Annotated in this window: 12 protein-coding genes; 8 read left to right on the top strand and 4 right to left on the bottom strand. The window is 30.4% G+C overall.

Annotation, left to right across the window (positions count from 1 at the left end; all coding sequences use genetic code 11):
* The first annotated feature begins 62 nt into the window (after nt 1-62).
* Together ABNT61_RS04025 and recG are read left to right on the top strand one after the other, a co-directional pair.
* Nucleotides 63-881, top strand: a complete 819-nt coding sequence (locus ABNT61_RS04025) for an SH3 domain-containing protein (protein ID WP_348744953.1) — start codon at nt 63-65, stop codon at nt 879-881.
* Between the two features lie 9 nt (nt 882-890).
* Nucleotides 891-2,996: an ATP-dependent DNA helicase RecG gene (gene recG / locus ABNT61_RS04020; protein WP_348744952.1), complete on the top strand. Its 2,106-nt coding sequence runs from the start codon at nt 891-893 to the stop codon at nt 2,994-2,996.
* On the opposite strand, the gene ABNT61_RS04015 is transcribed toward recG, so the two are convergent.
* Complete coding sequence (locus ABNT61_RS04015) at nt 2,993-3,847, bottom strand: alpha/beta hydrolase (protein ID WP_348744951.1); 855 nt, start codon at nt 3,845-3,847, stop codon at nt 2,993-2,995. The two genes, recG and ABNT61_RS04015, sit on opposite strands and share 4 nt — an antisense overlap.
* A gap of 72 nt (nt 3,848-3,919) precedes the next feature.
* Between ABNT61_RS04015 and priA the strand changes: the two genes are divergently transcribed.
* Entirely contained in the window at nt 3,920-6,361 is a 2,442-nt protein-coding gene (gene priA / locus ABNT61_RS04010) for a primosomal protein N' (protein ID WP_348745672.1), read from the top strand.
* Nucleotides 6,362-6,364: 3 nt separating this feature from the next.
* On the opposite strand, the gene ABNT61_RS04005 is transcribed toward priA, so the two are convergent.
* The gene (locus tag ABNT61_RS04005) at nt 6,365-6,607 is read right to left on the bottom strand and encodes a hypothetical protein (RefSeq protein ID WP_348744950.1); all 243 of its coding nucleotides are present in this window, start codon (nt 6,605-6,607) and stop codon (nt 6,365-6,367) included.
* A 162-nt stretch (nt 6,608-6,769) separates the two neighbouring features.
* Here ABNT61_RS04005 and ABNT61_RS04000 point away from each other — a divergent pair, with 162 nt between their 5' ends.
* Nucleotides 6,770-7,861: an NAD(P)/FAD-dependent oxidoreductase gene (locus ABNT61_RS04000; RefSeq protein WP_348744949.1), complete on the top strand. Its 1,092-nt coding sequence runs from the start codon at nt 6,770-6,772 to the stop codon at nt 7,859-7,861.
* A 10-nt stretch (nt 7,862-7,871) separates the two neighbouring features.
* Here ABNT61_RS04000 and ABNT61_RS03995 read toward each other — a convergent pair whose 3' ends face one another.
* Both ABNT61_RS03995 and ABNT61_RS03990 read right to left on the bottom strand, forming a co-directional pair.
* On the bottom strand, nt 7,872-8,366 hold the full coding sequence (locus ABNT61_RS03995; protein ID WP_348744948.1) for a hypothetical protein: 495 nt from the start codon (nt 8,364-8,366) through the stop codon (nt 7,872-7,874).
* 29 nt (nt 8,367-8,395) lie between these two features.
* Entirely contained in the window at nt 8,396-8,755 is a 360-nt protein-coding gene (locus ABNT61_RS03990; protein ID WP_348744947.1) for a hypothetical protein, read from the bottom strand.
* Nucleotides 8,756-8,978: 223 nt separating this feature from the next.
* On the opposite strand from ABNT61_RS03990, the gene mqo reads away from it, so the two are divergent.
* The 4 genes from mqo (at nt 8,979) to ABNT61_RS03970 (ending at nt 13,443) form a co-directional block, all read left to right on the top strand.
* Nucleotides 8,979-10,460, top strand: a complete 1,482-nt coding sequence (gene mqo, locus ABNT61_RS03985) for a malate dehydrogenase (quinone) (RefSeq protein WP_348744946.1) — start codon at nt 8,979-8,981, stop codon at nt 10,458-10,460.
* A 463-nt stretch (nt 10,461-10,923) separates the two neighbouring features.
* Entirely contained in the window at nt 10,924-11,484 is a 561-nt protein-coding gene (locus ABNT61_RS03980; RefSeq protein ID WP_348744945.1) for a sigma-70 family RNA polymerase sigma factor, read from the top strand.
* Complete coding sequence (locus tag ABNT61_RS03975; protein ID WP_348744944.1) at nt 11,471-12,295, top strand: hypothetical protein; 825 nt, start codon at nt 11,471-11,473, stop codon at nt 12,293-12,295. Before ABNT61_RS03980 ends, ABNT61_RS03975 begins: the two co-directional genes overlap by 14 nt.
* Nucleotides 12,296-12,357: 62 nt before the next feature.
* Nucleotides 12,358-13,443 (top strand): hypothetical protein, encoded by a 1,086-nt coding sequence (locus tag ABNT61_RS03970; protein ID WP_348744943.1) that lies wholly within the window; start codon nt 12,358-12,360, stop codon nt 13,441-13,443.
* Nucleotides 13,444-13,467: the final 24 nt, after the last annotated feature.

Here is a 13,467-nt window from a genome sequence, read left to right as displayed (position 1 = left end):
CGGCAAAGATACTACGATTTATTGGGTTTTTGTATTTTCGTTTATAACATAAATTAAAGTCTATGAGAAATTATGTTTTACTTATTGCATTGAGTCTGTTTTTATTGGATGTTTATGCGCAAGAAGTAAAGTATATTGAAACTGAAAATATTCAATTTCAACCCAACGAAACCTTTTATTTATTTGGGAATGATGTAAAATTCAGAGCTGAACCATCAACAGAATCAGATGTAATTGAAGTATTGAAGATAAACACTAGAGTTACGGTTTTGTCGGAAGAAAATAGTACTTATGATTATAATGGAATTTCTTGGAAGTGGTATAAAGTAAGTTATAAAAATAAAGTAGGGTATATAATTGGTGGGTTATTATCATTAGATCAAAAAGCAGTTGGTGATTCAATTTATTTAATTTCATTTAAACAAAATGCTCTTAAAGGAGGATATAATTTGTTGATTCGTTTAGTAAATAAAAAGACACTAGAATATATTGAATTACCTTATAACCTAAGAGACACGGATATTTTTTCAATAGATGTGTATGACAATAAAGGCTTATCATCTATTAAAGATATGTTTTTGATAGATTTTATGGCTGAAGCATGTGGAGTTGATGGAGGAGGATGTTACTTTTTTAATGATGGAGAATCTCTGACTAAAGCAATACAGTTTTCTAGAATGGTAGATGGAGATTTATATTGGCAATATGAGAAGGTAGTTTTTCCACGAGATCATGGAGGAATAAAAGATAAAATACTTTTTGTTAGTGAACATGGTGAAACTTTAAATGAAGATACTAATTACAAGAAAGTTATCACTGAATCTATAGAGTTTACATGGAAAGGTAAGTTCCTTGAAATTAAAAATGAAGAATCAGAATAATATTGATTAATGAATTTAAATCAACCAATTACATATATAAAAGGAGTAAGCGTAGCAAGGGCAGAACTGTTGTATTCTGAGCTTGGAATTCGTACATGTAATGATTTACTTCATTTTTTTCCATATCGGTATATTGATAAAACCCAGTTCTATACTATTAATCAATTACACCAAAACACAGCGGAAGTTCAGGTTGTTGGAAAAATTACTGGAATTAAAACGGTAAAGCAAAAAAGAGGAAGTAGGTTAGTAGCTACTTTTTCTGATGCAACGGGAAGTATGGAACTCGTTTGGTTTAAAGGAGCAAAATGGATAAAAGATAGTTTAAAAGTTAATGTTCCTTATGTAATTTATGGTAAACTAAATTGGTATAAGAATGTAGCCAGTATGGCACATCCGGAAATGGAATTAGTTACGGAGTACAAGAAAAAGTTGCAATCTGCAATGCAGCCAATGTATTCTTCTACTGAGAAATTAACCAATAAAGGAATGAGTAATAAATTAATGCGGACTATGATGCAAAATTTATTACAAGTAGTTTTCGAAGGTATTGAAGAAAGTTTCTCGCCAGATTTTAAAAACCAATATCAATTATTAGATAAAAGAGAATCCTTATTAAATATACATTTTCCTAAAGGTCAGGAACTATTAGCAAAGGCGCAATATCGTTTAAAGTTTGAAGAGTTGTTTTTTATACAATTGCAATTACTTGTTAAAAAGCTAATTAATAAATCAAAGATTAAAGGATTTGTATTTGAGAATGTAGGAGAATACTTTACAGATTTTTACAATAATCATTTGCCTTTTGATCTTACGAATGCTCAGAAAAGAGTTTTAAAAGAAATACGAAAGGATTTAGGAAACGGAGCTCAAATGAACAGACTTTTACAAGGTGATGTAGGGTCTGGTAAAACTATTGTGGGTTTATTGGTGATGTTGTTAGCTATTGATAATGGTTATCAAGCTACGATAATGGCTCCAACTGAAATTTTAGCAACTCAACATTATAATGGAATCAAAGATCTTTTAAAAGATACTCCTATCAACGTAGAGCTTTTAACAGGATCAACTAAAACTAAAAAGAGAAGAGAAATCCATCAAGGATTAGAGGATGGAAGCTTGCATATTTTAATAGGAACTCATGCTATTATTGAAGATAAAGTTCAGTTTAAGAAATTAGGGTTAGCAATTATTGATGAACAACATAGATTTGGTGTTGCTCAGCGAAGTAAATTATGGAAAAAGAGTTCAGAAGAAGGAGTTCCTCCTCATGTTTTGGTTATGACCGCTACGCCTATTCCGAGAACTTTAGCCATGTCAGTTTATGGTGATTTGGATATTTCTGTTATAGATGAATTACCTCCAGGAAGAAAAGCGGTTAAGACTGTACATAGATATGATAGCCATCGTTTGGGTGTTTTTAAATTTCTAAAAGATGAAATTGAGAAAGGGCGACAAGTGTATGTTGTATATCCATTAATACAAGAATCTCAGGCAATGGATTATAAAGATTTGATGGATGGATACGAAAGTATTGCTCGAGAATTTCCTTCACCAAAATATCAAATAAGTATCGTTCATGGTCAGATGAAACCTGCTGACAAAGAATATGAAATGGATCGATTTGTCCGTGGTGAAACACAAATTATGGTTGCAACTACCGTAATAGAAGTAGGAGTTAATGTACCAAATGCCTCAGTAATGGTTATTGAGAGCTCGGAACGTTTTGGACTAAGTCAGTTACATCAGTTACGAGGAAGAGTAGGACGAGGAGCAGATCAGAGTTATTGTATTTTGTTAACTAGTTTTGAATTGTCTTCCGATGCTAAAACACGATTAAAAACAATGGTTGAAACTTCTGATGGATTTAAAATTGCAGAAGTAGATTTAAAACTACGTGGTCCTGGTAATATAATGGGAACACAACAAAGTGGTGTTTTAAATTTGAAAATAGCCGATGTGGTAAAGGATAGTCCAATTTTATTTCATGCCAGACAAGCGGCAATTAAAATGCTCAACGATGATCCTAGTTTATCTTCACCTGAAAATAGATTAATTTTAAAGCGATTAACTCAATTACAACGCACAAGTGGTATTTGGAGTAAGATTAGCTAACCTAAAACAAGATTCACCCATCTTTCGGGAGATTCTAACATAGGGAAATGTCCAGAGTTTTCTAGTGGAAGTAGTGTGTTGTTTTTTATTTCGGATGCTAAGAGTTCAGCAATTTTAAAAACCGCTACTGGATCATTTTTAGCCCAAACAATTTTTGTTCTGAGTTGAGTTTCTTTTAAAGCTCCAATCCAACGATGCCAGAAAAAATAACGTTCATTAATATAGTTAGACAACCTATGAATTACTTTTTTACCGTCGTTGTACATAAGTTGCTGCCACATTTCTTTAAGTTCATCATTTGTTGCTTGTGACTTATCATGATAAACATTTCTAATATTTTTCGTAAAAATGAATTCATTTGAAAGCTTGGCAACATGTTTACCCGTGTACTTATTTTTAAGTAATTTTTGAATTAGACGTAATTGAGAAAGTTCAATATGCATACTTCCATTACATAAAATCAATTCATTTATGGTTAAATTAATTTGATTGAAATTATGACGATGTAAAATTTCTGTAGCTACACTTGTTCCATAGTCATGAGCTAATAATGTACATTCCATAATACCTAGTTTTTTCCATAGTTCTAAGGCAATATCAGCCTGTTCAATAAGCGAATATGAATAGTTTTGAGGTTTATCTGAAAATCCAAACCCTAAATGGTCATGAATAATCACTCGATACTCAGAAGTCAGTCGATCTAAAACTTTAAAATAATCATAAGATGAAGTCGGGTATCCATGCAAAATTACCATGGTTTTATCATTGTTTTTCCCTTCGTCAATTACAAAAACCTCATTGTTAAATAGTTTAATGAAATTACCTTTTTGTTTCCATTGTTCGGCTGTCATAATCTTAATCATTTATTCTAACAATGTAGTGAAATTTGCTTAGATTTGATATAGTTTTTAAATAGTTTAGCCATTTACTTTATTGATGTAATATTACCAATACCGATACAAAAACTATTTACGTATTCGGTAACTAAAGAAGAAGCTGATTTCTTACAAAAAGGAATGAGAGTCGCGGTGTCTTTTGGAAAAACAAAGATGTATTCTGCTCTGGTTTTTAATATTCATCAAACACCACCAAAATTATACGAGGCAAAAGAAATTCATCAGATTTTAGATGAACAACCAATTGTTAACGAAAAACAATTAAAGCATTGGGAATGGATTGCCTCTTATTATATGTGTTCTCTTGGAGATGTGTATAGAGCAGCTGTGCCATCAGCTTTTCTTTTGGAAAGTGAAACAATTATTTATCGAAACGAATCTTTTAGCAATACAGAATTACTTTCAGATCAAGAATATTTGATATATGAAGCTTTACAGCGTCAATCGCAATTAACCTTACATGAAGTTGCAGAAGTTTTAGATAGAAAAAAGGTTTTACCGATAATCAATCAATTGATAGATAAAGCTGTGCTTCATGTTAAAGAAGAGATTTACGAAACGTACAAACCTAAATTGATAAAGTATGTTCGTTTAAATAAGAACTATAAATCGGATGAGAGTTTACAAGAGCTATTGTCCAAATTATCTAGAGCTAAAAAACAACGAGATGTTGTGCTTACCTTTTTTCAATTAAAAACTGAGAAAAAACCGATAAAAGCAAAAGTGCTTTCTGAAAAATCGGGAGTTTCAGCTCAAATCATAAAGGCACTTGTGGATAAAGAGATCTTTGAGTTTTATCATATCCAAACCGATCGTGTCCAGTTTAAAGGTGAAGAAAATCCTCTTAAAAATTTAAACGAGTATCAAATCAAAGCGCTTTCAGAAATTGAGGAAAGTTTTGAAAAGCACGATATCACTTTATTACATGGAGTTACAAGTTCTGGTAAAACTGAAGTATATACAAAATTAATAAAGAAGGTTTTAGAAACAGGTAAACAGGTATTATTCTTATTACCAGAAATAGCTTTAACAACTCAAATTATAAAAAGATTACAGAACTATTTTGGGAATCAAATTTCTGTTTTTCACTCTAAATATTCAGTAAATGAAAGAGTAGAAGTATGGAATAATATTTTACAGAATAAAGTTAAAGCACAAATCATATTAGGAGCGAGGTCAACCATATTTCTACCATTTTCTAACTTAGGTTTAATTGTAGTTGATGAAGAGCATGAATCTTCTTATAAACAATATGAGCCTTCACCAAGATATAATGCAAGAGATGCTGCTATAGTTTTAGGAAAGTTACATAACGCAAAAGTTTTATTAGGTTCTGCAACACCTTCCATAGAAACAAAATTCAATACCACTCAAAATAAATATGGTTTAGTTCATTTGAATAGGAGACATGGAAATATTCAAATGCCAAAAATTGAATTGATAGATGTAAAAGAGAAAAGAAGAAAAAAGGAAATGATAGGTCATTTTTCTGACCGACTAATTCAGTTAATGAATGATGTTTTAGAAGAAAAAAAGCAAATCATACTTTTTCAAAACAGACGAGGATTTTCTCCAATTGTTGAATGTACAACATGTGGTCATTCTCCTCAATGTCCAAATTGTGATGTGAGTTTAACCTATCACAAGTACAATAATCAATTAAAATGTCACTATTGCCATTACCAAAGAGCAATGCCTAATTCTTGTGGAGCTTGTGGTAGTTCTACATTAGATACTAAAGGTTTTGGTACAGAACAAATTGAATTAGAGTTGAAAGAACTATTTCCGAATCACAATATTGGTAGAATGGATTCTGATACAACTCGAGGAAAGTTTGGTTATCAGAAAATAATTGAAGCATTTGAAGCTCAAGAAATAGATATTTTAGTAGGAACACAGATGCTATCAAAAGGATTAGATTTTGCAAATGTGTTGTTAGTTGGAATTTTAAGTGCCGATACGATGTTAAATTATCCAGATTTTAGGGCACACGAACGCGCATATCAATTAATGGTTCAAGTTTCTGGTAGAGCGGGAAGATCAGAAAGACAAGGAATGGTAGCAATTCAAACCTTTAATCCGTATCACCAAATATTACAACAAGTTTCTACGAATAGTTACGAGGAAATGTATACCGAACAATTACAAGATCGTTGGCAATATCATTATCCTCCTTATTATAGATTGATAAAAATCACCTTAAAACATAAAGATTATGTTAAGGTAAATGAAGGTGTAAATTGGTTAGCAAAAGCGCTACAAAATGTATTTAGAGAGAATGTATTAGGTCCAACAGCACCAGCAGTATCAAGAGTTCGAAATCAATACATCAAAAATTTAATGATTAAAATTCCTCCCAAACAGTCTTTAGCAAAAACTAAAGAACAACTTCAAAAGGTAAAAACCACTTTCGAAGCTGTTAAGGAATTTCGTCCTATTCGTTTTATTATAGATGTAGATGCCTACTAAAATCTAAGAGCTAGTCATTGTCAAAGTGACAATTGCTCCAATGAGTAAAACAATTTTAGTCAACCAACCAATAAGAATGTTTTTACGGGATTCCTCTTCGGTATAAATTGAATTAAATTCTTTTTTTCCGTACGAACTTAAATATCGGAGAATAGCACCATACCACTCTGAAGAATGTAGTTCAGAAGGTTCACCAACATAACAACGGTTTCTTCTTTCTTGTTCTTTATTTGATTCCTTTTTCATTTCGCTTTACTAATAGGTGGTATAAAATTGAAAAGTGTTACATTTTTAAAGGCTTCATAAAGATTTATCATCAATTTAATTTTATAAAATCCTTTTGTTAATTATCTGAATTTATTTTGAAATAAAAACTGTATTTTCGACCACAATACAAGAGCACTTATAATGAACTACGATGTTGTAATAATTGGAGCTGGTACTGCAGGTCTTATGTTATCTAGAGAGCTAGGAAAGCAAAAAATAAACACTTTAGTCCTTGATCGAAAAAAAGACTTATTAAACTTTACGTTTAATACCTTAGGTAGTTTTATAAACTTAGAAGAATTTGATCTTACAGAAAATGTAGTTGCTCAAGAAATTAATTCAGCAATTCTATATTCTAAAAACTTCAAACGTAAACTTACAGGTAGTGCCTATGTTCTTGATAAGAAAAAACTACATGAAGAAATGTTAGCTTCTTTAGATATGAATTACGTTACCATTCAGAAAGAAGTTGCGATAACCTCTGTTGAACAAGATGAGCACAGCAACATTACTTCGGTTATAGATAAGAAAGGAAATTCTTATAAAGGAAAAATAATTGTAGATGCCTCTGGAACGGCTGGAGTAATTAGTAAAAAAGTAGGTTTACAGGAAAAGAAAGTAAAACTTGCTACAGGTGTAGAATACAATGTGAAGTATTTAGGTGATCCAAAAGAGGTTCATTTATTAGTTGGGAAAGAGTATAAAGGTGGTTATGGATGGGTATTTCCATTACAAAATCAAAGAGCAATTTTTGGTTTTGGAACTTTTGATGAAGAGGTGGTAAAGGATCTAAAGAAAAGATTGAATGATATATTAGAATCTCCGACTATTAAGAAAATGGTAGTTAAGGATAATGAATTGGTAGAAGGAGGTAGTATTCCATTAACTCCAGTATTAGATAAGTTCGTATTAAACAATTTGGTTTGTGTTGGAGATAGTGTTTCTCAAGTAAATCCAATTGCTGGAGAAGGTTATAAATTCATTTTTGAGTCCGCAATAATGGCGAGTAAGGCAATTGTAAATGCCATTCATCAAGATGATTTAACACCTTTAGGCCAATATGAAACCGATTGGAAAAAACGCTTTTTAAAGAGTTACAAAAGAGCAAAATTTTCACAAGAGAAAATATTCAAATATTCTAAAAAAGATTATCTGATGGATTTTGCCATGCTGTTGTTGAAATTAAGATCTAATAAAAGTATTATCAAATCATTATCAGGAGAGTTTGCTTAAAGATTCGATTTTATCTAAATCTATATAAGTCTAATACATTATCAATTGTATTGAATTCAACCTTTAATAATTCTTTATCCTCTCGATAATTTAAATAAGGCCCAATTGCTTTTCCTATTAGTCCAAATCCCAAAATTAAAGACAATAAGAAAACTCCTAGAGTATTCATGCTATAATGCTCGCCATTTTCAATGGAAATTACTCCATATGGTTTAATAAATTCAAGGTAGTAAAAGTAACTTCCTACTAAAACCGCTATTCCTAAAATAGGGTAGATTAAGAAGTTTCTAATCACTTGAGATTTTCTAAAGTCTAATTCTTCTGATTTTTCATCTAATTCCTCCAGTTTATCTTCTAAACAAATGTTAAGTTTAATTTTTGTGCACGTATTATGAAATTTAGGAGAATCATTGGTTAAACTACAGACCAATCCTAGTTTTAAATTGGTCTCACTAAGATCACAAAGAGCGCAATGATCAGTGTTTTTTACTTTTTCAGTTTCCAACAGGTCATTTTTTAATTAGTATTATGACTCTATATTTCTAAAATCTCAACATTTTTAACCATTATTCTTGTATCTAGAAAGTTTCTCTTTGGATAATAGTTAACTACATATTTTTTATTGTAAAGTGATAATGTTTCAGTAATAATTTTAACCTGTTCTTCGATTAGCTTTTTTTGTTTTTTAAACTCGATAAAGGGGCCAGTTCCCATTGCAATTAAAAAAATACCAATAACAAAAAATATCAATGATATCGTTGAGAAAATACCTTTTGAAGATAAATAATTAAAGAAAAGATAATTTCCTATAAGAACTGTTATCCCCAATAGTGGCCAAAAAATAATACCTCCATAAACATCGAATTTTAATTCATTCATTTTTTTTCTTTTCATGTCAATTTGTTTAATTCTCTCGATGCCTATTTCCTTTATTAAGATTTTATTGCAAGTTTTTATGAAATAAGGAGATTCATTATTTAACTTACAGATATATCCTAATTTAATATCAGGTAAATTGTGATTGCATAATCTACAATGATCAGTGTTTTTTATCATATCAATTTTTTCAAGTCAATTTTATTCTAAATATATTTACTTCAAACATAATATAAAATCAATGAATTTCGAAAAAGAGTACGACTTAATCTGTGTAGGTGGAGGTATCATGAGTGCAAACTTAGCACTGCTAGCAAAATTGTTAGATCCTTCGTTGAAAATATTAATATTAGAACGTCTAGAAGAAGTTGCTCTAGAGAGTTCAGCAGCTTGGAATAATGCAGGAACTGGACACGCTGCATTGTGTGAGCTGAATTATTGTCCAGAAAAAGAAGACGGAACAATATCAATAGAAAAAGCAGTTAGAATCTGTACTCAATTTGAAATTTCAAAACAATTGTGGGCATATTTAACTTCAGAAGGTTTAATAGAAGATCCAAGTAAATTCGTAATGCCTGTTAAACATCACAGTTGGGTTACTGGAAAAGAAAATAGTGAATACTTAGAAAAGAGATTTGAAGCTTTTAAAAACCATTTTATGTTTGATTCCATCGAATTCACTAAGGATTTTGAAAAAATGAGGGAATGGTTTCCTTTAATTATGAACAATAGGAAAGAAGGAGAAATAATGGCTGCATCTCGAATTGATAGAGGAACCGAATTGAATTACGGAGAATTAACAAAAGAATTATTTAAAATACTTGAAGAAAAATTCGATACACCTGTTCATTGTAATCATCAAGTTTTAGATGTTGATCCAGATACGAATATCGATTGGACTGTTGAGGTTGAAAATACGAAAACAAAGGAAAAACAACAGGTTGATGCCGAACATGTTTTTATTGGAGCAGGAGGAGCGAGTTTGCTATTGCTTCAAAAAGTAGAAATAGAAGAAAAAGAAGGATTCGGAGGATTCCCAGTTAGTGGTGAGTGGCTAGTTTGTAATAACAAGGAAATTATAAGCCAGCATAATGCAAAAGTATATAGTAAAGCAGGAATTGGAGATCCTCCAATGTCTACTCCGCATTTAGATACACGTTATATTGACGGTGAAAAATCATTGTTATTCGGACCTTTTGCAGGATTTAGTCCAAAATTTTTAAAAGAAGGATCAAACTTAGATTTGTTTAAATCCATACAGTTTGATAATATTTCTCCAATGTTGGGAGCATTTTGGCATAATTTACCACTAACAAAATATCTTGTTCATCAAGTTATGATGAATAAAGAAGATCGAATGGAGTCTTTACGAAAGTTTATGAAAGATGCGAAAAGTGAGGATTGGGATGTTGTTAAAGCCGGTCAACGGGTACAAATCATAAAACAAGATGAATATGAAGGAGGAAAACTTCAATTCGGAACTGAAGTTATTAGTAGTAAAGATGGAAGTATTACATGTTTATTAGGAGCTTCTCCAGGTGCTTCAACCGCAACGGCAATTATGTTGGAAGTATTGGAAAATGCTTTTCCGGAATTACTTTCTTCTGATAAGAATAAAAAAATATTAGAAAAAATAGTTCCATTTTATAATGAAACCGTTTCAGAAACTTTATTTAAATCTGAATTAAACCGAGTAAATAGAATACTAAAACTAAATGATTAAAATTTGAATTTTTCAAGTATTAAGAATGTTGGGTTATGGTATGGTTTTGATTTTGAGTGTTTTATTAGGTGTTTTTCCTGAGGAGAATATCTATCTAAACAAGTAAGATTAGTCACGGTAGATTACTATGCTTGAATTTAAAATATTGTAAATCAGTTTTTTGTGTTGTTTTTGGTGTTTTGTTTTGTTTAGAGTTAGTTTGATAATTTTAAACACTTAAATATTTGTTAATCAATAGGTTAAAAGGTGTTTTTCCTGCCTTGAATTTGAAGGAAATATATAATTTTAGTAATGAGAAAAAGACAATTGAATTCCCCCGCAGTTACAATCAATAAGATTATGTAACTTAAACCTTCTAGCCCCCAACTAGAAGGTTTATTTTTTATTTTTTTTTACTTCAGGCAACCCTTTTTAAAAATCGTACGTCTTTATATTTGTAAGGCACTTTATAGCAAGAAAACTTTTGAAAATTATTTCTTTACATACAAGTCAGGCCAATTTGATTAAAAAGGCACAAAAGCAAAACAGAGAAGCTCAAAAGCAGCTGTTTGAAATGTATTCTCCTAAAATGTTAGGAGTATGCAGACAATATGTAAAGGATTTACATCATGCAGAAGAATTAATGCTATCAGGTTTTTTAAAGGTATTTACCAATATCAAAGCTTTTAAGAACGAAGGAAGTTTTGAAGGTTGGATTCGCAGAATTATGGTAAATACTTGTATTTCTTATTTAAGGAAAAAGAATTTATTGGTCCTTACAGATGAAGAATATGTGTTCTCTGAAGCGTCCATTGAAAATATGGAAAACACTTCGGTTGAAGATATTCAGAATCTAATCGACAAATTACCCGAAGGATATAAAATTGTATTTAATTTATATGCTATCGAAGGTTACAAACATTCTGAAATAGCAAAGAAGTTGAATATTTCAGAAAGTACATCAAAGTCGCAATTATTTAAAGCAAGAAAATGGTTGCAAACCAATTACATTAAAATGAATGAAGTGAGCCATGGAAGAAAGTAAATTAGATAGAATCATAAGAGAAAAATTTCAAGATAGAAACCTTGAACCTTCAATTTCTTCATGGGAGCGAATGGAGAATATGTTAGATGAGTCTGAAAAAAAATCTAAGAAGAATGTTTTCTATTTCATTGGAATCGCAGCCAGTATTATTTTGTTATTAGGTATTTTCCTGAAAATGAATACGAATACAGTAGATGTAAATACTACTCCAGTTAATAATAACATTATAGTAACTGCTCCAGAAGAAAAAGAAAATGTAGAGGATAAAATATTAATTGAGAAGAAAATCACTGTAGAAGAAGATATAGTTGAAAATACATCAGAAATAGCTTTAGTAAAAGAACCTGTTAAAGCGATAAAATCGTCAGATAAATCAGATAAGGTTATGGAGGTGAATTTAGATAATCCTATTAAGGTTATTGATAAAACATTTGAAGTAAAGAAAAATCAAGAGTCCTTTGCGGCTAAAAATACTGATGTTCCTGTTGAATTAAAGAATTTAGACAATTTGGTAAAACCAGTCACAAAAAAGAATAGAATTCAAATTAATGGAGAAGATTTATTATATGCTGTAACCCACACACCAACTGAAGTAAAAGAATACTATGCGAACTTAAAATTAAATAGGAATGATGTATTAGATAGTATTAAATTTCAGTTGAAAAAATCGAATTTAAAAATTAACCCTGAATTAATTCTTGCTGAAGTCGAAAGATCGATAGAAGATGATGAATATGAAGGAAATTTTAAAGAAAATATAGGAATTAAAATCTCAAATATTATAGTCGCAATCGCCGACAGAAATAAATAAGTACTTAACAAAAGGTGGCCAACCGAATAAGTTTACATTAAAATTTTAAAAATTAAATAATGATGAAAAGAATACTAATTTTATTAGTGCTTCTTAGCACTACTTTTGCTCAATCTCAAGAAAAAACCTTTGAAAAAGAGGTGAACAAAATTTCAAGAGAAATTGATAGAATTACAAAGTCTCACAAAGATTCTTTAAAGATAAAGGTTAAAGAAATTAATAAAAAACTAGATAGAAAAGAGCTTACCTATGAAGAAGCAGAAAAGTTAAAGAAAGAAGCTGCAGCCTATCATGCTAATAAAATTGAAGTATTAGTTAGTGCTGAAGAACTAAAACTACAACAATTAGTTCAAGATAAAACAAATGGTAAGATTGCTAGCGAGGAAGATGATTACGATACATTTACAATAGGTAAGAGAACATTTAGATTTAAAATGTTCGATGATGACGATGAAGATAATGATGATGAAGAACATTCCTACAAAAGGAAAAGAAGACGAAATAAAAGAACAACAACACAATTTGTATTTGCATTGGGTATGAATAATGTTTTGATAGATCACGATTTTGGTTCTTTAAATAATTCGAACTACAAGTTTTTTCAATCTCGTTTTTATGAATTAGGTTTTACTTGGAAAACAAGGTTATCGAAATACCCTTCAAAAGGCTATTTTAAATATGGATTCTCGTTCTTATGGAATAATTTGAGAGCAGATGATAATTTATATCATGTTGTGAATGGAGATCAAACAAACTTGGTAGTAAACCCAAATACATTATCGGAAAGTAGATTACGTCATGTTCAAATGACTTTTCCAATGCATTTTGAATTAGATTTTACAAAGAATAGAAAATATTCTGACGGTGAAATTGGAGATAGAACTCATAAAAGTTTTAGAATTGGGCTAGGAGGGTTCTTTGGTTTTAAACTTGGAACACGTCAGTATTTAGAATACGTAAATCCTCAAGGTGTTAGAATAGAAGAAGTGCAAAAGAATGATTTTAATACAAATACGATTAATTATGGATTAAGTGCATATGTATCCTATAAAGGAATAGGATGGTATACAAAGTATGATTTAAATCCATTATTTCAGAATACGAATATTAGAAACATTTCAATGGGTTTACGATTTGATATTAACTAGATTTGAAATACTAAAAAGTGAAAT

The sequence above is a fragment of the Tenacibaculum sp. 190524A05c genome (assembly GCF_964036595.1).
Taxonomy (GTDB): Bacteria; Bacteroidota; Bacteroidia; order Flavobacteriales; family Flavobacteriaceae; genus Polaribacter; species Polaribacter platacis.
Note: the sequence above shows the minus strand (reverse complement) of the source record. Positions and strands in the feature narration are given on the sequence as shown.